The 18,054-nt window shown below is 73.0% G+C and carries 13 protein-coding genes and 1 pseudogene; 7 read left to right on the top strand and 7 right to left on the bottom strand.

Going from position 1 to position 18,054, the window contains the following annotated elements; all coding sequences use genetic code 11:
• The first annotated feature begins 30 nt into the window (after positions 1-30).
• Positions 31-3,173, top strand: a pseudogene (locus ACW0Q9_RS07665) (BTAD domain-containing putative transcriptional regulator).
• On the opposite strand, the gene ACW0Q9_RS07660 reads toward ACW0Q9_RS07665, so the two are convergent.
• Both ACW0Q9_RS07660 and ACW0Q9_RS07655 read right to left on the bottom strand, forming a co-directional pair.
• A complete protein-coding gene (locus ACW0Q9_RS07660) occupies positions 3,157-3,906 on the bottom strand; it encodes an ABC transporter permease (RefSeq protein ID WP_456179276.1) in 750 nt (249 codons plus the stop codon). The pseudogene ACW0Q9_RS07665 and the gene ACW0Q9_RS07660 sit on opposite strands and share 17 nt — an antisense overlap.
• The gene (locus ACW0Q9_RS07655) at positions 3,903-4,853 is read right to left on the bottom strand and encodes an ATP-binding cassette domain-containing protein (protein ID WP_456179275.1); all 951 of its coding nucleotides are present in this window, start codon (positions 4,851-4,853) and stop codon (positions 3,903-3,905) included. Before ACW0Q9_RS07655 ends, ACW0Q9_RS07660 begins: the two co-directional genes overlap by 4 nt.
• 147 nt (positions 4,854-5,000) lie before the next feature.
• On the opposite strand from ACW0Q9_RS07655, the gene ACW0Q9_RS07650 reads away from it, so the two are divergent.
• Both ACW0Q9_RS07650 and ACW0Q9_RS07645 read left to right on the top strand, forming a co-directional pair.
• Positions 5,001-5,765 (top strand): class I SAM-dependent methyltransferase, encoded by a 765-nt coding sequence (locus ACW0Q9_RS07650; RefSeq protein WP_456179273.1) that lies wholly within the window; start codon positions 5,001-5,003, stop codon positions 5,763-5,765.
• A gap of 147 nt (positions 5,766-5,912) precedes the next feature.
• Entirely contained in the window at positions 5,913-7,037 is a 1,125-nt protein-coding gene (locus ACW0Q9_RS07645) for a PQQ-dependent sugar dehydrogenase (protein WP_456179272.1), read from the top strand.
• A gap of 25 nt (positions 7,038-7,062) precedes the next feature.
• Here the strand turns inward: ACW0Q9_RS07645 and ACW0Q9_RS07640 are convergent, their stop codons facing one another.
• The 5 genes from ACW0Q9_RS07640 to pcaF all read right to left on the bottom strand — a co-directional run bounded on the left by ACW0Q9_RS07640 (position 7,063) and on the right by pcaF (position 13,771).
• Complete coding sequence (locus ACW0Q9_RS07640) at positions 7,063-8,652, bottom strand: amino acid permease (protein WP_456179270.1); 1,590 nt, start codon at positions 8,650-8,652, stop codon at positions 7,063-7,065.
• Between the two features lie 293 nt (positions 8,653-8,945).
• Positions 8,946-9,446 (bottom strand): DUF456 domain-containing protein, encoded by a 501-nt coding sequence (locus ACW0Q9_RS07635; RefSeq protein ID WP_456179268.1) that lies wholly within the window; start codon positions 9,444-9,446, stop codon positions 8,946-8,948.
• Positions 9,443-11,605 (bottom strand): putative bifunctional diguanylate cyclase/phosphodiesterase, encoded by a 2,163-nt coding sequence (locus ACW0Q9_RS07630; RefSeq protein WP_456179266.1) that lies wholly within the window; start codon positions 11,603-11,605, stop codon positions 9,443-9,445. Before ACW0Q9_RS07630 ends, ACW0Q9_RS07635 begins: the two co-directional genes overlap by 4 nt.
• Positions 11,606-11,611: 6 nt before the next feature.
• The gene (locus ACW0Q9_RS07625; RefSeq protein WP_456179264.1) at positions 11,612-12,430 is read right to left on the bottom strand and encodes an SAM-dependent methyltransferase; all 819 of its coding nucleotides are present in this window, start codon (positions 12,428-12,430) and stop codon (positions 11,612-11,614) included.
• A 135-nt stretch (positions 12,431-12,565) separates the two neighbouring features.
• Positions 12,566-13,771: a 3-oxoadipyl-CoA thiolase gene (gene pcaF / locus ACW0Q9_RS07620; protein ID WP_456179263.1), complete on the bottom strand. Its 1,206-nt coding sequence runs from the start codon at positions 13,769-13,771 to the stop codon at positions 12,566-12,568.
• A gap of 108 nt (positions 13,772-13,879) precedes the next feature.
• Between pcaF and ACW0Q9_RS07615 the strand changes: the two genes are divergently transcribed.
• From ACW0Q9_RS07615 to ACW0Q9_RS07600, 4 genes are all read left to right on the top strand, one after another.
• A complete protein-coding gene (locus ACW0Q9_RS07615) occupies positions 13,880-14,845 on the top strand; it encodes a glutathione S-transferase family protein (protein WP_456179261.1) in 966 nt (321 codons plus the stop codon).
• Complete coding sequence (locus ACW0Q9_RS07610) at positions 14,838-15,461, top strand: DUF998 domain-containing protein (protein WP_456179259.1); 624 nt, start codon at positions 14,838-14,840, stop codon at positions 15,459-15,461. The genes ACW0Q9_RS07615 and ACW0Q9_RS07610 overlap by 8 nt, the downstream gene beginning before the upstream one ends.
• A gap of 240 nt (positions 15,462-15,701) precedes the next feature.
• Positions 15,702-16,994, top strand: coding sequence for a dicarboxylate/amino acid:cation symporter (locus tag ACW0Q9_RS07605; RefSeq protein WP_456179320.1), 1,293 nt, complete (start codon positions 15,702-15,704; stop codon positions 16,992-16,994).
• Positions 16,995-17,054: 60 nt separating this feature from the next.
• Positions 17,055-18,054: NADH:flavin oxidoreductase/NADH oxidase (locus tag ACW0Q9_RS07600; protein WP_456179257.1), on the top strand; the 1,000-nt coding region annotated here is incomplete at its 3' end.

The raw sequence follows: 18,054 nt of genomic DNA, 5'->3' as shown, positions 1-18,054 counted from the left end.
CCGGTCATCGCCCGTGGCAAAATCTGCCGCGTGCAGATCGGGATGCTCGGGTCGTTCGAGGTTCGCACGGCCGAGGGCGCCGTCGCCGACGTACCGGGCGCGCGGCTGCGCGGGCTGTTGGTCGCCCTCGCGCTCGAACCTGGTCGCGTGGTCCCGAAGGCGACGCTCGTCGACTGGATCTGGGGTGAACACCCGCCCGCCGACGCGACGAATTCGCTGCACCGCCTGGTGTCCCGGCTGCGCAAGGCGCTGCCGGAGGGCGCGATCGAGGGCCAGCCGGACGGCTACCGGTTGACGGTGGAACCCGACGCCGTCGACGCCGTGCGGTTCGAACGCCTCATCACCGCGAGCCGGGTCCGGAACGACGACGATCCCGCGCGGGTACGACTGCTGCGGGAGGCCCTGGCACTGTGGCGCGGCGCCGCCATGCAGGACGTCGGTCTCCCGGACAGCACGGCGTTCGGTGCGGCGGTCACCCGGCTCGAAGGGCTCCGCCTGACCGCTCTGGAGGACCGGTTCGACGCGGAGACCGGCCTCGGCCACGGCGCGGAGCTGGTCACCGAACTGGCCGATCTGGTGGCCGCGCATCCGCTGCGGGAACGGCTCGTCGCGGCGCTGATGCGCGCCCTCGCGGCGGCCGGGCGCGGCAGCGAGGCGCTGCTGGTGTACCAGCGCACGCGGGAAGCCCTGGCCGACACGCTGGGCGCCGACCCCTCACCGGAGCTGTCCGCCCTGCACGTCGCGCTGCTGCGCGGCGAAGGGGGACGGCGGGCGGAGACGCGGCAGACCAACCTGCGTGCCGAGCTGACGAGCTTCGTCGGCAAGGGCGCCGACGTCACCGCGGTCCGCGAACTCGTCGCCGGACATCGGCTCGTCACCCTCGTCGGGCCGGGCGGCTCGGGAAAGACCAGGCTGGCCACGGAGACGGCGCGCACCCTGCTGGGGGAGCTGCCGGACGGGGCGTGGCTCGTGGAGCTCGCCGCCATCGGCGCCGACGGCGACGTGGCGCAGGCGACGCTCGCCGGGCTCGGCCTCCGGGACGCCCTGCTCGGCGAGGCGCCCCACCTGGAGCTGACCGACCGGCTCGTCGCCGCGATCCGCGAGCGTGAGGCGCTGCTGATCCTGGACAACTGCGAGCACGTGATCGAGTCGGCCGCGGCGTTCGCCCACCGGGTGCTCGGCGAGTGCCGGCGGCTGCGGATCCTGGCGACGAGCAGGGAACCGCTGGGCATCACCGGTGAGGCGCTGTGGCCCGTCGCGCCGCTGGCCCTGCCGGACGGGGACGCCGACCCGGGCGAGATCGAGTCCTCGCCCGCCGTCCGGTTGTTGCGGGACCGGGCGAGCGCGGTGCGCCGGGATCTCGCGGTCGACGCCGCCACGCTGGCGACGATGGCGCGCGTCTGCCGGGCGCTGGACGGGATGCCGCTGGCGATCGAACTGGCCGCCGCCAGGTTGCGCACCATGTCCCTCGATCAGCTCGCCCACCGGCTCGACGACCGGTTCCGCCTGCTGACCGGCGGCAGCCGGACCGCGTTGCCGCGACACCGGACCCTGCGCGCGGTGGTCGACTGGAGCTGGGAGTTGCTGACCGACGCCGAACGGCTGGTCCTGCGCCGGCTCTCGGTGTTCCGGGGCGGGGCGAGCCTGGAGGCGGCCGAGCGGGTCTGCGCCGGCGACGGGGTCGGGCCGGACGAGGTGCTCGAGATGCTCACCTCGCTGGCCGAGAAGTCGCTGCTGCCCATCGAGGGCGACGGCACGCCGCGCTACCGGATGCTCGGCACGATCAGGGAATACGCCGGGCACCGGCTCGCCGAGGCGGGGGAAGCGGACCTGGCGCGCCGGGCGCATCTCGCCTACTTCACCGAACTCGCCGAGACCGCGGAGCCGCATCTGCGCCGCGCCGAGCAGGTGACCTGGCTCGCCGCGCTCGAGGTCGAGCACGACAACATCGGTTCGGCGATGCGTGGTGCGCTCGCGGCGGGCGAGGCCCACGCGGCGATGCGGCTTGCCGCGGGCGCCGGCTGGTACTGGTGGCTCGGCGGCCACCGGACCGAGGGCATGGAGCTGATCACCGCGGCCACCGGGACGCCCGGCGAGGTGACCGACGAGATCCGGGCGACGGTGTACGCGCTCGTCGTGCTGTTCGTCAACTCCGGGCCGGGCGACGAACACCATGCGGCGGAGTGGATCCACAAGGCGTACCAGGTCAGCCGGCGCAGTAAGGGCAGCCACCCGGGGATGGCGCTCGTCGTCCCGCTGGAACGCATGCTGCGGGCGCCGGACGCGATCCTGCCCGCCTGGGAACCACTGCTGGACGACGAGGACCCCTGGGTGCGCGCGCTGGCCCGGCTGCAGCTGGGCAAGATGCGGATGGTGCTCGGCCAGCACGGGCCGGAAGCGGAGGCGTATCTCGAGTCGGCGCTCGCCGAGTTCCGGGCCCTCGGCGAACGGTTCGGGATCTCGTTCGCCCTGACCGAGCTGGCGGAGCTGATCGCCGCGCGCGGTGACTTCGCCGGTGCGTGCGACCACTACGAGCAGGCGATCGGGGCCGTCACCGAGGTCGGAACCCTCGAGGACGTCATCCGGATGCGGTCGCGACAGGCTCAGCTGTTCTGGTTGCTGGGCGACGAGGACGCCAGCGCTTCCGCGATCGGTGCGGCGCAGCGAGGCGCGGAACGGGTCACCTGGCCGGGGGCGCTGGCCGTGCTGGCCCTCTCGCAGGCGGAACTCGCCCGCTGGCGCGGCGACGCCGAGGAGGCGGCCCGGCAACTCGCTGCCGCGGCGACCTTCCTGGGCGACGAAGCGGAGGAGGTGCACATCCGCGCGGTGACACACGACCTGCTCGGCTACCTCGCCGACGATCTCGGGAGGCCCGTACGCACCGCGCCTCGGCCTGCCGGGCGGCGGCCGAGACGGGGCACGCACCCTTGATCGCTCAGGTACTCGTCGGAGTCGCGGACCTGGCCCTGCGCCGCGACCAGCACGAGCAGGCCGCTCGGCTGCTCGCGGCGAGCACCGGCGTACGCGGACGGCCGGATTGTTCCCACCCGGACGCGGCCCGGATCGAGCAGACGGTGCAGCGCCGCCTCGGCGAACCGAAGTTCGCCGAGGCGGCGCGGGAAGGTAGCCGGACGAGCTGGAGTGAACTGGTCGCGGTCACGCTCGCTTCGTGAACGTGGACCGCGCCCACAGGTAGCCGACGAGGGCGATGCCGACGCACCACGCGACGGCGGCGATCGTGTCGCCGGAGGACGGTGTGCCGTTGAGCAGGCCGCGCAGCGTCTCGATGATCGGCGTGAAGGGCTGGTACTCCGCGAACTGCCGGATCCCCGGCCCCATCTTCTCCGCCGGCACGATCGCGCTGCTGAAGAACGGCAGCATGACCAGCGGCACGGAGGCGATACCCGCCGTTTCCGGAGACTTCGCCGACAGGCCCAGGGCGACCGTGAGCCAGGCGGTCGCGAACCCGAGCAGCACGACGATGCCGGCCACGCCGAGCCAGTCGGGGAAACTCGCCGCCGGGCTGAATCCCAGCAGGAAGGCCACCCCGATGAGGGCCGCGATGGCGATCAGGTTGGTCAGCACGCTGGCGGCGACGTGACCGGCCAGCACCGCACCACGGGAAACGTCCATGACCTTGAACCGGTTGATGATGCCCTTCGTCATGTCGGAGTTCACCGACGTCGCGGTGGCCCCCAGCCCGTAGCAGACGGCCAACAGCATCAGGCCCGGCGTCGCGTAGTCGATGTAGTCGACACCGACGTTGAAGGCGTCTCCGAACACGTACACGAACATCAGCATGAGCACGATCGGCATCAGGACCGCGTTGAACACCGAGGTCGGATTCCGGGTGATGTGCTTGAAGTTGCGACGCAGCATGACCGTCGAGTGGGACTTGGTGCTCATTTGGCGACCACCTCCGTGGTGTGACTGGTGTGACCCGTCAGGGCGAGGAAGACGTCGTCGAGGTCCGGCGTGTGGACGGAGAACTCTTCGGCACTGATCGCGTACTCGTCGAGCCGGTCCAGCAGAGCCCGCAGCGACCTGGTGCCGCCGTCGCTGGGAACCCGCAGGGCCAGGGCCTCGTCGTCCCGCGTGGCGTCGGTGAGGATCCGCGCGGCCGCGTCGAGTTCGGCGACGCTGGTGAACCGGAGCCGGACGTGCGTCCCCGGCAGCTGGCGCTTGAGCTCGTCGGGCGTGCCCTGGGCGACGAGGCGGCCCTGGTCGAGGACCGCGATGCGATCGGCGAGCTGATCTGCCTCCTCGAGGTACTGGGTGGTGAGGAAGATGGTCACCCCGTCCGCCACCAGGTCGCGGATGATCGACCACATCGTGCGCCGGCTGCGCGGGTCCAGCCCGGTCGTCGGCTCGTCCAGGAAGATGATCCGCGGGTTGCCGACCAGCGTCATCGCCAGGTCGAGCTTCCGCCGCATACCCCCGGAGTAGGTCGAGGCGGGCTTCTGCGCCGACTCCACCAGATCGAACCGTTCCAGCAGATCCGTGACGACCCGCCGGCCGTCGCCGGCGGAGCCCCGGCTCAGATCCACCATGAGCTGCAGGTTCTCCTGGCCGGTCAGCAGCTCGTCGACCGCCGCGAACTGACCGGTGACGCCGATCGCCGCGCGCACCGCCCTGGCCTCGGTGGCGAGGTCGTGCCCGGCGACGCGCACCGTCCCGCTGTCGGCCTTGATCAACGTGGTCAGCACGTTGACGGTCGTCGTCTTACCCGCTCCGTTCGGTCCGAGCAGGGAGAAGATCGTGCCGGCCTGGACCTCCAGGTCGATGCCGTCGAGCACGGTCTTGTCCCCGAAGGCCTTCCGCAGCCCGGAAACTTCAATAGCTGAACGTGTCATGCGACCACCGTGGCCGCCCGCCCTGTCACCGGCCTGACGCGCCCCTGACACGACCTCTGACACGGCCTTCTGGTCGCCGACGACGAGCCCGCCGGGTCGCGCGAAAAGACCGAGCGTGGACGGCGCCGATGGTGCCAGGATCTCGGCATGTCTGGTCGGGCACTGAGCTTCGGAGCGGTGGCGGAAGCATACGAGCGGTTCCGGCCGGGGTATCCCGTGGAGCTTGTCGACACGGTGCTGACGTACGCGGGTCAGCCCGTTCGCACCGCCCTCGAAATTGGCGCCGGGACGGGCAAGGCGACCCGTCTGTTCGCTCACCGGGGCGTCACGGTCACCGCGACCGATCCTGATGGCGCCATGCTCGCCGAGCTGCGTAAGCACGTGCCGGCAGACGTCACGACCGTGCAGGCCGCGTTCGAGGACCTGCGACCGGGTGAGACCTACGGCCTGGTCTATGCGGCAGCGGCGCTGCACTGGACGAAGCCGGAGGGCCGGTGGCCGCGCATGGCCGCGCTGATGGAGCCGGGCGGCGTGTTCGCCTCGTTCGGTGGACCGATCCAGCTGGCCGACCCGGCGGTGGAGGAGGCGGTCCGCGCGGCCCGGGCACCGTTCCTGGCGAGCGACGATGTTCCGTCTCCGGACGGGACGCCTCCAGGACATGCGATGCAGTGGCCGGGCACCGAACTCCAACGGTCCGAGTGGTTCACCGATGTCCGGCAGTCCGTGATCGAGCGGCGCCTGACGACGAGTGCGCGCGACTACGTCGGCCATCTCTCGACCGTCTCGGCCTACCTCCTGCTGCCGATCCCGACGCAGGAGCAGGTGTACCGCCGGATCCTCCAGGTCCTGCCGGAGACGGTCGAGATCGCCGCCGACATCACCGTCCACCTCGCGCGTCGGTGCGAGCGCTAGCACCTCGACGATCCGCCGGTGACCCGCAACTTTTCGCAGGTCAGAGGCGTTCTGATCAGCAGCGGGCCGTTCCTGGAGGCCCACCGGCGAGCCAGATCGCCGTCGATGCCCCGGCACGGTCCCGGGACGGGAACCCGAGGAGTTCGCATGCGTCGGATCGTCGCCGCGGTCGCCGCCGTGCTCGCCGTCGGGCTGAGCGCCACCGATGCCCGCGCGGACCGCCAGCCACCCGCCGGGACCGAGCGGCCCCCGGTCCCGCCCCGCTTCGACTTCACGAACCCGCAGGTGGTCGCCACCGGCCTGGAAGTGCCCTGGGGGCTCGACTTCCTGCCCGACGGCAGCGGGCTGGTGGCCCAGCGCAACCGGGGCACCGTCGTACGGGTCCGGCCCGGCGCTCCGCCCCGTGAGGTCGCCCGGATCCCCGGCGTGGTCGCCGGCGGGGAGGCGGGCCTGCTCGGGCTGGCCGTCTCCCCCAGGTTCCGGCGGGACCGGCTGGTCTACGTCTGCTACACCACGGCGTCCGACATCCGGATCGCGCGGTTCCGCCTCGACGCGCCACAGTCGCTCCAGGTGATCCTCAGCGGTGTCACCCGGGCGGCGGCCCACGACGGCGGCCGGATCGCGTTCGGCCCCGACGGCATGCTCTACGCCGGGATCGGTGACGCCGTCGTACCCGCCAACGCGCAGAACCTGGCCAGCCGGAACGGCAAGATCCTGCGGATGCGGCCGGACGGCCGGGTGCCGGCGGACAACCCGTTCCCCGGCTCGCTGGTCTACAGCTACGGTCACCGCAACGTGCAGGGTCTCGCCTGGGACCGGCGGGGGCGGCTGTTCGCCACCGAGTTCGGCCAGAGCACCTGGGACGAGGTGAACCGGATCGTGCCGGGTGGCAACTACGGCTGGCCGGTCGTCGAGGGCCGCGGTGGTGATCCCCGGTTCCGCGACCCGGTCGTGGTCTGGTCACCCGCGGAGGCGTCCCCGAGCGGGGCCGCCTTCGCCGCCGGCACGCTGTTCGTCGCGGCGCTGCGGGGAGCGCGGCTCTGGGCCGTACCCGTCGATGCCGCCGGGCGGGTCGGCACGCCCGCCGCCGTGTTGCCGGGTGCCTACGGCCGCCTGCGTACCGTCGAGGTGGCTCCGGACGGCGCCCTCTGGCTGGCCACCAGCAACCGGGACGGGCGGGGCAGCCCGGCGGCGGACGACGACCGGATCCTGCGCTTCCCGGCCGGGGCGCGCCAGCCGCAGCCCCCGGCGCTCCTCGCCGGCGCCGGGTGATCCGCCGCCGGCGAGGGAGCGCGGGTCAGGCCGGTTCGTCGGCCGGCGCGGCGTCCGCGGCGGAGCGCGGCGCCGGCACCTCGACGGTACGGCGGGGGCCGGTGAACCACTTCCGGGCCGAGGCGTACCACCAGACGGCGACGCCGAGCAGCACCCCACCGACGGCGAGCGGGGCGTAGTTGACGGCCGTCCAGGTGAAGTCCGCGTTGCCGGGCACGCCGGCCGGCACGATCGGCAGCACGAAGTAGATGCTGATGATCGCGATCTCGATCACCGCGATCCAGCCGAGCAGCTTGTACCGGCGGCCCAGCGTCCACGGGCCCGGGACGAACCGGTCCCCCATCCGCAACCGCAGGAAGATCGGGATGAGGAAGGACAGGTACAGCCCGATCACGGCGACCGAGACCACGGCGTAGAAGGCGACCGGTACGCCGGCCTTCTGGTAGAGCGCGGGCAGCGTGAGCACCAGCCCGGCCAGGGTGGCCGCGATGATCGCGTTGACCGGGGTGCCGTTGCGGTTCACCCGCGACCAGAGTCGCCAGCCCGGCACCGCCCGGTCGCGGCTGAACGCGTACGCCATCCGGGACATCGAGGTCACGCAGCTCATCCCGCAGAAGAACTGGCCGATGGTGGAGATGATGATGACGGCCTTGAAGAAGAACGGGGTGAGCGCGGACTCGAAGATCGCCCCGGAGAAGCCGCCCGCCTCGTTGATCGCGTCCACATCGGTGGCCGCGAAGAGGAAGGCGAGCAGCAGGATCCAGCCGCCCACCGCCGAATAGAAGATCGACCGCCAGAGGCCCTGTGCCGCGGCCTTCGAGGCGCCCCGGGTCTCCTCGGAGACGTGCGCGCAGGCGTCGAAGCCGGTGATCGTGTACTGGGTGAGCAGGAAACCCAGCGGCAGCACGTAGAACCAGAAGGTGAGCCCGCCGGTGTCGCCGTCGCCGAAGCCGGAGTTGTTGAAACGCTCGGTGAAGACGAACTTGAAGCTCTGGTGGTCGTCGGGGACCAGGAGCAGGATGAGCACCACCGCGGCCGCGCCGGCCACGTGCCACCAGACCGAGACGTTCTGGAGTACGTCGATGATCCGGTGCCCGTAGATGTTGATCAGCCCGTGCAGGGCGAGGATCACCACGAACAGCCCGAAGGTCTGGTGCGCGGTGCCGGCCCAGCCGTCGAAGAGCGCGGAGAGGGTGAGGTTGAGAAAGGTGGCGCAGCCGTAGTCGACCGAGGCGGTCACCGCCACCAGGCCGATGAGGTTGAGCCAGCCGGTGAACCAGCCGTGCACCGGCCGCCCCATGGTGGCGGCCCACCAGTAGATCCCGCCGGCGGTCGGGTAGGCGGACACCAGCTCGGCCATGCAGAAGCCGATGATCAGGATGAACAGCGAGATCAGCGGCCAGCCCCAGGAGATGGCGACCGGACCACCGTTGTTCCACGCCTGGCCGAACGTGGTGAAGCAACCGGCCAGGATCGAGATGATCGAGAACGAGATGGCGAAGTTGGAGAAGCCGCTCCACTTGCGGTGCAGCTCCTGTTTGTAGCCGAGCTCGGCGAGCCGTCGGGCGTCGTCGTCCATCGGTTGCTCGGCGGTCGGCGCGGGCGTCGTGGCCACTGCACACCTCCTCGAGGTGGATTCCCCGGTGCGAGTGGGCAAAGTGTGATCCCGTCGATCAAGGCGGTCAATACGGCAGCCGTGGGAATCTCACCGCCGGCACGGCTAATTGCGTTGCCGCGCCAACCCGTTCCGGGGCATCCTTGAGCCCGTGACCAGGCCCGATCGCGACGGGCCACCCCCGGGCGCTCGGCAACGCCCGGCCCGCGGCGGCGCGCGGCGTCCACCTCTCTCTCACTGAAGTACGGCGGTTCGCCGTACCCCCGGACGCCCGCGCCGTCGCACCGCACGCCTCAGGCGAACAGCAGCCCGGCCACCCAGAGCACGGCGATGACCAGGCCGGCCAGGAACTCGACCAGCATGGACAGCCCGGCCGCCTTGAGCGCCTGCACGGTCGCCGGCCAGGCGAGCTGGTTGCTGCCCAGCCGCAGCCGTTCCGCGCCCCAGATCCCGCCGACGAAACCGATCGGCAGGCCGATCACCGGGATGACGAAGAAGCCGACCAGGCCGAGCAGGCCGCCGGCCAGCAGCGACGAGGTGGGCACGCCGGTCCGTTTCAGGTTCCGCCCCGGCCAGAGGTACTTGACCACGCCGCCGCCGACGGCGACCACGGTGGCGGCGGCCAGCACCGCCCAGCGGCCCGGCCCGGCGTCGCCGAAGAGCGCCCACACCAGCACGCCGCCCCAGCAGAGCGGCAGCGCCGGCAGCCCGGGCACCACCACCCCGGCCAGCCCGGCCAGGATGGCCAGCGCGGCCACCACCGACACCACCGCCTGCGAATCCGTGAGACTCACGCCGCCTCCCCACCGCCCAGCCGGTCGAAGATGTGCCGGGCCGGCATCGGGGGGCCGAACCAGCGGCCCTGCCCGGTGTCGCAGCGCAGCGACCGCAGCCGCTCGGCCTGCACCTCGGTCTCCACCGCCTCGGCGGTCACCCACAGCTCCAGCGCGTGCGCCAGCCGGACCAGCGCGTCGACGATCCGCTCGTCGCGGTGGTCGGCGACCACGTCCGCGCCGTCGGCCCGGATCCCCTCGACGAACGGACCGGCCAGCTTCAGGCAGTGGATCGGCAGCCGCCGCAGGTACGCCAGGTTCGAGTAGCCGGTGCCGAAGTCGTCGATGGCCAGCCGGATCCCGAGGTCGGCGAGCTGGTGCAGGGCGCGCAGCGGCTCCCCGGCGGTGCCCATCACGGCGCTCTCGGTCAGCTCCAGTTGCAGCAGCTCGGCGGGGAGCCCGGTGTGCTGCAACGCCTCGGCGACGGTCTCCACGATGGCCGGGTCGTCGGCCTGCCGGGCGGCCAGGTTGACGCTGACCACCAGCCGCGCCTCCGGATACGCCCGCCGCCAGCTCTCGGCGTCCCGGCACGCCTGCCGGAGCACCCAGGCGCCGAGCCGGACGATCAGGCCGGTCTCCTCGGCCAGCCCGATGAACCGGTCGGGCCCGATCAGGCCCAGCTCGGGGTGCTGCCAGCGGACCAGCGCCTCCACCGCCACCATCGAGCCGTCGAGCAGCGAGACGATCGGCTGGTAGTGCAGCACGAACTCCCCCCGGTCCAGCGCGGCGGGCAGGTTCGCGGCCAGCGCGGAGCGGGCGATGTCGGCGGCACTGCGCTCCGGGTCGTAGACCGCCCAGCGGCCCCGCCCCTCGGCCTTGGCCCAGTAGAGCGTGGTGTCGGCGGCCTTCATCAGGTCGGAGACGCTGGTCTCGGCGGCCGGGCACTCCACGATGCCGATGCTCGCCGAGACCGCGAGCTGCTGGTCGCCGACGTGCACCGGGGCGGAGACCGCGGCCAGGGCCAGCTCGGCCACCTCCACCGCGTCGTCGAGGCCGCCGTCGGAGTCGACCAGGATGACGAACTCGTCGCCGCCCATCCGGGCCACCAGGTGGCCGCGGCCGGACACGCAGTCGGCCAGCCGCCGGGAGATCACCTTGAGCAGCCGGTCGCCCAGGTCGTGGCCGAGGCTGTCGTTGATCGCCTTGAAGCCGTCGAGGTCGATGAAGCAGAGCCCGACCCGCTGCTCGGGCGCGGGGGTGTCGAAGACCTGGCCGAGCGTCTCGAAGAAGAGCGTCCGGTTGGGCAGGCCGGTGAGCGGGTCGTGCAGCGCCTGGAAGCGGAGCCGCTGCTGGAGCTGGTACCGCTCGGTGATGTCCTCGATCATCGCCACGGTGAACCGGGGGCGGCCGTCGTCGTGGCGGATCAGCGAGACGGCGAGGTCGGTCCAGACCACGCTGCCGTCCTTGCGGTAGTAGCGCTTCTCCAGCCGTGCGCTGTCCCGCTTGCCCTCGATCAGCTCCTGGTACAGCTCCCACATGCCGGCGGCGTCGTCGGGGTGGAACAGCCCGTCGACGGTCAGCTCCCGCAGCTCGGCCGCCGGGTAGCCGAGCATGTCCGCGAAGGACTGGTTGACCTCGATGATCCGCCCGTCCACGCCGGCGATGCCGATGCCGATGGCCGCCCCGGTGAAGACCGCCCGGAACCGCGCCTCGCTGTCCCGCAGCGCCTGCTCCACCGCGTCCCGGGCCTGCCAGGCCGAGCGGGCGATCCGCTCCTGCTGGCTGAACACCCGGTCACGCAGCGCCCGGCTGAAGCCGGCGGCGAAGGCGCCCTGCAGCGCGGCGATCCGTTCCCGCACCTCGGGCAGCTCCACCCGGGCGGGCAGCACCCAGGGCAGCAGGCGGTCACCGAGCGCCCGCACCGACCAGTCGAGCACCCCGGGCTCGGTGAGGTGCGCGTCGACCATGGCCCGGCCGACGTCCTCCGCCGGCTGGGCGGAGAACGCCGGGGCGAGCAGAGCCTGGCCGAGTCGGACGGTGTGCGCCAGCAGCAGGCGCTCGGTCTCGGCCGCGCTCAGCGGCACGAATCCGATGCGCCGCACCGCCCGGGCCCACTCGGCGGCGTACGCCGCGGCGCCCGGCCGGCTGAGGTCGCCCCCGTCGGGGTCCGGGGCGCGCATGTCGGCTCAGCCGGCGGTGCGGTCGTACCGGGCGACGCCGCCGAACGCGCCGAACCGCTCGGGGTGCTCGTCCACGTCGGACGGTGAGTCGGGCCGCCACAGCGGCATGTGCACGACCCCCGGTTCGAGCACCGTCCAGTCGCCGAAGTAGCCGGTGATCTCGGCCCGCGAGCGCAGTGTGATCGCGGTGGCGGTGCGCGCCGACAGCCGCTGCGCGTCGAGCATCTCCTGCGGCTGGTCCTCGTAGGTCGAGTGCGAGATGACCAGGAAGCTGCCGGGCGCCGCGGCGGCCCGCAGGGTGGCCAGGATGTCGCCCGGCCGGTCGTCGTCGGGGATGAAGTGCACCACCCCGGCGAGCAGGATGCCGAGCGGGCGGTCGAAGTCGATCAGGCCGCTGGCCCGGGCCTGGTCCAGGATCAGCTTCGGCTCCCGCAGGTCGGCCAGGATCGCGGTGGCCCGCTCGTTGCCGGCGAGCAGTTCGCGGCTGTGCGCCACGGCGACCGGGTCGATGTCGACGTAGACGATCCGGGCCTCCGGGTTCGCCGCCTGGGCCACCTCGTGCACGTTGCCGACCGTGGGAATCCCCGAGCCGATGTCGAGGAACTGGTCGATGCCGGCGTCGAGCAGCACCCGCACGGCCCGGCGCAGGAACTCCCGCCCGGAACGCATGGTGGCCGCCAGGTTCGGCGTCATGGCGGCGATCTGCTCGGCGAGCTGCCGGTCGATCTCGAAGTTGTGCGCGCCGCCGAGGAAGTAGTCGTAGACCCGGGCCGCGCTCGGCCGGGTCAGGTCGATCTCGGCGGGAAGTCCGTCCGGCGTCTGCATCGCTCGGTCCCCCAGGTCGTCGCCGCGGCAGCCCGGCAACCGGGCCGGCGCGCGGCATGGTGTGGTCCACACCACTCTATGCGCGCCCACCCGGGAACGGGAGATCCACTGTCGACGGTGCGGGTCCGGCGGCCGTCAGTCGGCCGACTCCAGCAGCAGCGAGATGCCCTGCCCGACGCCGATGCACATGGTCGCCAGGGCCCGCCGCCCGCCCCGCCGGCGCAGCTCGAGCGCGGCGGTGAGGGCCAGCCGGGCGCCGCTGGCGCCGAGCGGGTGGCCCAGCGCGATCGCCCCGCCGTTCGGGTTGACGTGCTCGGCGTCCTCGGGCAGCCCCAGCTCACGCAGCACCGCCACCGACTGGGCGGCGAACGCCTCGTTCAGCTCGATCACGTCGAGGTCGGCAAGGCCCAGGCCCTGCCGGTCGAGCAGCTTGCGGGTGGCCGGGACCGGCCCGATGCCCATGATCCGCGGCGGTACGCCGGCCGCCGCCGCCCCGGTCACCCGGGCGAGCGGGGTGAGGCCGTAGCGCTCGACGGCCGCCGCGGAGGCGACCAGCAGGGCCACCGCGCCGTCGTTGACGCCGGAGGAGTTGCCGGCGGTCACCGTGCCGCCCTCGCGGAACGGGGTGGGCAGCGCGGCGAGCTTCTCCAGCGAGGTCTCCCGGGGGTGCTCGTCGGCCTCGACCAGCTTCGTCTCCCGCCTGCCGGCCGGCACGGTCACCGGCACGATCTCCTCGGCCAGCCGGCCGTCGGCCTGCGCCTTGGCGGCCCGCTGCTGGGACCGGAGGGCGAACTCGTCCTGCGCGGCGCGGTCGACGCCGAAGTCCGCGGCGACGTTCTCCGCCGTCTCCGGCATCGAGTCGATGCCCCACTGCTTCTTCATCAGCGGGTTCACCAGCCGCCAGCCGATGGTGGTGTCGTACACCTCGGCGGTGCGGGCGAACGCGGTGGTGGCCTTCGGCATCACGAAGGGCGCCCGGCTCATGCTCTCCACCCCGCCGGCGACCAGCAGGTCGGCCTCACCCGCCACGACGGCGCGGGCGGCGGTGGCGAGGGCGTCCAGGCCGGAGCCGCAGAGCCGGTTGACCGTGCTGCCCGGCACCTCCTCGGGCAGCCCGCCGAGCAGCGCGGCCATCCGCGCCACGTTGCGGTTGTCCTCGCCGGCCTGGTTGGCGCAGCCCAGGATCACGTCGTCGGTGCGGGCCCAGTCCACCGAGGGGTGGCGGGCGACCAGCTCGCGGATCACGTGCGCGGCCAGGTCGTCGGGGCGGACCCCGGCGAGGGCGCCGGCGTACCGGCCGATCGGGGTGCGGACACCGGCCACGAGGTATGCGACGGTCATCGGCGCTCAGTCCTTCGGGGGTGGGGGGGGGTGGCGGCGGGTCGCCCGCCGGGTCACGGGGACGCCCGGCGCCAGGATATCCGCGCCCGGAACGGATAGGTTGGCCGCATGGCCCGGGCCCAGTTCAGCGCAGAGACCGCCGGCGGCGGGGCGTTCGTCCGCCAGCCCAACCGGTTCACCGGTCGGGTCACCCCGCACTCCACCTCACCCGAGGGCGGCGGCCCCGACGACCAGGACCGCTGGCCGCTGGAGGCGGGGCGCTACCGGCTGATCTGGTGCCGGGCGTGCCCGTGGGCGCACCGGGCCCGGATCGTGCGCGGCCTGCTCGGGCTGGACGAGGTCATCTCGCTGGGCACGGTCGACCCGATCCGCGACGAGCGGGGCTGGCGGTTCAGCCTCGACCAGGACGGCTTCGACCCGGTGCTGGGCATCGGCTACCTCAGCGACGCGTACCTGGCCACCGACCCCGACTACACCGGCCGGGTGACCGTGCCGGCGCTGATCGACACGCTGACCGGTCGGGTGGTCACCAACGACTACCCGCAGCTCACCCTCGACTTCTCCACCGAGTGGCGGCGGTTCCACAAGCCGGGCGCGCCGGACCTCTACCCGATCGAGCTGCGCCCGGAGATGGACGCGCTGATGGCGGAGATCCACCGGGACGTCAACAACGGCGTCTACCGGTGCGGCTTCGCCACCTCGCAGGAGGCGTACGACGAGGCGTACACCGGGCTCTTCGCCCGGCTGGACGCGCTGTCGGAGCGGCTGTCCGGGCGGCGCTACCTGATGGGCGAGCAGATCACCGAGGCCGACGTGCGGCTCTTCACCACGCTGGTCCGGTTCGACGTGGCGTACCACGGGCACTTCAAGTGCAACCGGCAGAAGCTCACCGAGATGCCGGTGCTCTGGGCGTACGCCCGGGACCTGTTCCAGACCCCGGGCTTCGGCGAGACGGTGGACTTCGACCACATCAAGCGGCACTACTACGCCACCCACGAGATGATCAACCCGACCCGGATCGTGCCGCTCGGTCCGGACCTGTCCGGCTGGACCACGCCGCACGGGCGTGGCTGACCGGGGCGTCCTGCGGGCCGCCGCCGCGTCCGCCGCCGCCGGCTGCACCGTGGCCGGGGTGGTCGCCGTGACGGTCGCCGTGGTCGCCGGTCCCGGCCCGGGCCTGACCGGGTACGTCAGCGAGGCCGGCGTCACCGACAGCCGGTACGCCGGGGCGTACCGGATCGGGGTCTTCGCCCTGGCGGCGGGGCTGCTGCTGCTCGCCGCGGCGCTGCCCCCGGCACTGCGGACGGCGGCGGCGCTGCTCGTGGCCGGCGCGGCCGGCACGGCGCTCTCCGGTGTGGTGACCTGCTCCACCGGCTGCCCGCTGCCGCCGTTCGAGGCCGCCACCGTGGCCGACCTGGTGCACGGCGGCGCGAGCATCGCGGCCACCGCCGCGGTGGTCTTCGCCATGCTGGCGCTGCTGCTCGCCCCGGCGGCCGGCCGGGCGCTGCGCCGGGTCGCGGGCGTCGGCGTGGCCCTGGCGCTGCCGCTGTCCGGGGCGGTCGGGCTGGCCATGCTGCTGGCCGGACGCGGCGGCCTGGTCGGGATCCTGGAGCGGCTGCTGCTCGCGGTGGCCGTCGGGTGGGGGCTGGCCACCGCCGCGGTGCTGGGCCTGGCGCACCGCCGATCGTGACGAACGGAATACTGGGTCGTCAACCCTCCCTGTAAGGATCGTCACGCCTATCGCTCCTTCCACCCGGCAGTCGGGCGGGAGTAGCGTCGGCAGGCGATGACCAACGTCTGGCACCTCACCGTGCGCCTGTACGTCGACCTCCGACGGCAGGCCAGCGGCATCTGTCCGGCGCAGCCGCTCTCCTGACGCTGCCCCGTTCACCCACCACCAGACCTTGGACAGATCCCCATGGCTTCCGCCCTGCGCAAGATCCCCTTTTCCGTGCAGATCCTGCTCGGCCTCGTCCTCGGCGTGGCGCTCGGCTTCCTCGCCCGCGCCAACGACCTCGCCTGGCTGACCAGCACCCTCGACACCGTCGGCGGCCTCTTCGTCCAGCTGCTCAAGCTGGCCGTGCCGCCGCTGGTCTTCACCGCCATCGTGGTGAGCGTGGTCAGCCTGCGCGGCGTGGCCAACGCCGCCCGGCTGGCGCTCAAGACGCTGCTCTGGTTCGGCATCACCGCGCTGATCGCGGTGAGCATCGGCATCGGGCTCGGCCTGCTGACCGACCCGGGCAAGGGCGTCACCCTCGACGTGGCCGGCGCCACCGCGCCGAAGAAGACCGGCTCCTGGACCGACTTCCTCACCGGCATCGTGCCGACAAACCCCGTCGGCGCGTTCGTCGAGGGCAACGTCCTCCAGATCGTCTTCCTCGCCCTGGTGGTCGGCGCCGCCGCGCTGCTCATCGGTGAGGCCGCCGAGCCGTTCGTGAACTTCAACCGCTCGGTGCTGGCCATCGTGCAGAAGGCGCTCTGGTGGGTCATCCGGCTCGCCCCGATCGGCACCCTCGGCCTGATCGGCAACGCCGTCGCCTCGTACGGCTGGGACCTGCTGGCCCCGCTCGCGAAGTTCACCACCGCCGTCTACGTCGGCTGCGCCATCGTGCTGTTCGTGGTCTACCCGGTGGTGCTGCTGGCCGCCGGCCGGCTCAACCCGCTGCGCTTCTTCGCCGGCGCCTGGCCCGCCATCGAGCTGGCCTTCGTGTCCCGCTCCTCGGTGGGCACCATGCCGGTGACCCAGCGCTCCGTCGAGCGGCTCGGCGTCCCCCGCGAGTACGCCTCCTTCGCCGTGCCCTTCGGCGCCACCACGAAGATGGACGGCTGCGCGGCCATCTACCCGGCCCTCGCCGCGATCTTCGTGGCGCAGGTCTTCGGGGTGGACCTGGGCGTCACCGACTACCTGCTGATCGCCTTCGTCTCGGTGGTCGGCTCGGCCGCCACGGCCGGCCTGACCGGCGCGATCGTCATGCTCACCCTGACCCTGAGCACGCTGGGCCTGCCGCTGGCCGGCGCCGGCCTGCTGCTGGCCATCGACCCGATCCTCGACATGATCCGCACCGCCACGAACGTGGCCGGCCAGGCTCTCGTGCCGACCGTCGTGGCCGCCCGCGAGGGCACGCTCGACCGGACCGCGTACGACTCGGCCGGCAAGCGTGAGCTGGTCGAGCCGGACGAGGCCGACCGCCCGGCGGAGCGGCTCGCACCCGTCCCCGCCTGACCTGGCTGATCGAGGAGGGCCCCGAGCGGGGCCCTCCTCTGTCGTTGGAGGATCACCCCCATGAGTGCCCTGTTCACCCCGCTCACCCTCCGTGGCGTCACCCTGCCCAACCGGGTGGCCCTCGCCCCGATGTGCCAGTACAGCGCCGGGCCGGACGGCCTGCCCACCGACTGGCACCGCGTCCACCTCGGCTCCCGCGCGGTCGGCGGCGCCGGCCTGATCATCACCGAGGCGACCGCCGTGGTCCCCGAGGGGCGGATCAGCCCGCAGGACACCGGGCTCTGGTCCGACGCGCACGTCGACGCGTGGCGCCCGATCACCGCGTTCATCGCCGCCCAGGGTTCGGTGCCGGCCGTGCAGCTCGCGCACGCCGGGTTCAAGGCGTCGACGTACCGGCCGTGGGCCGGGCACCGGGGCGGCGTGCCGGACGCCGAGGGCGGCTGGACCCCGGTCGGCCCCGGCGCCGAGCCGTTCCTGCCGGACTACCGCACGCCCACCGCGCTCGACGAGGCCGGCATCGCCGAGGTGGTCGAGACGTTCGCCACGGCCGCCCGCCGGGCCCTCGACGCGGGCTTCGCCGCCGTGGAGATCCACGCCGCGCACGGCTACCTGCTGCACGAGTTCCTCTCCCCGCTCACCAACCACCGGACCGACGGCTACGGCGGCGACCGGGCCGGCCGGATGCGCCTGACGCTGGAGGTGGCCCGGGCGGTCCGCGCCGCGGTCGGCGAGGCCGTGCCGGTGCTGACCCGGATCTCGGCCACGGACTGGGTGGACGGCGGCTGGACCGTCGAGGACAGCGTGGTGCTCGCCGGCGAGCTGGCCGCCGCGGGCGTGGACCTGGTCGACACCTCCTCCGGCGGCGCCTCCGCCGCCGCGAGCGTCCCCGTCGGCCCCGGCTACCAGGTGCCCCTGGCCGCCCGGATCCGCCGCGACGCGGGCGTGCTCACCGGCGCCGTCGGCCTGATCGTCGAACCCGAGCAGGCCGAGCAGATCGTCGCCGCCGGCGAGGCCGACCTGGTCCTCCTCGGCCGCGAACTCCTCCGCGACCCGTACTGGC

Source organism: Micromonospora sp. I033 (assembly GCF_053890995.1).
The sequence above is the reverse complement of the archived record's forward strand: the minus strand, read 5'-3'. Positions and strand labels throughout refer to the sequence as shown.

Excerpts from the sequence above, each read along its gene's own strand:
- ACW0Q9_RS07645 (WP_456179272.1), top strand. The coding sequence starts at position 5,913 with ATGCGTCGGATCGTCGCCGCGGTCGCCGCCGTGCTCGCCGTCGGGCTG.
- ACW0Q9_RS07615 (WP_456179261.1), top strand. The coding sequence starts at position 13,880 with ATGGCCCGGGCCCAGTTCAGCGCAGAGACCGCCGGCGGCGGGGCGTTC.
- ACW0Q9_RS07630 (WP_456179266.1), bottom strand. The coding sequence starts at position 11,605 with ATGCGCGCCCCGGACCCCGACGGGGGCGACCTCAGCCGGCCGGGCGCC.
- ACW0Q9_RS07660 (WP_456179276.1), bottom strand. The coding sequence starts at position 3,906 with ATGAGCACCAAGTCCCACTCGACGGTCATGCTGCGTCGCAACTTCAAG.
- ACW0Q9_RS07655 (WP_456179275.1), bottom strand. The coding sequence starts at position 4,853 with ATGACACGTTCAGCTATTGAAGTTTCCGGGCTGCGGAAGGCCTTCGGG.
- ACW0Q9_RS07625 (WP_456179264.1), bottom strand. The coding sequence starts at position 12,430 with ATGCAGACGCCGGACGGACTTCCCGCCGAGATCGACCTGACCCGGCCG.
- ACW0Q9_RS07650 (WP_456179273.1), top strand. The coding sequence starts at position 5,001 with ATGTCTGGTCGGGCACTGAGCTTCGGAGCGGTGGCGGAAGCATACGAG.
- pcaF (WP_456179263.1), bottom strand. The coding sequence starts at position 13,771 with ATGACCGTCGCATACCTCGTGGCCGGTGTCCGCACCCCGATCGGCCGG.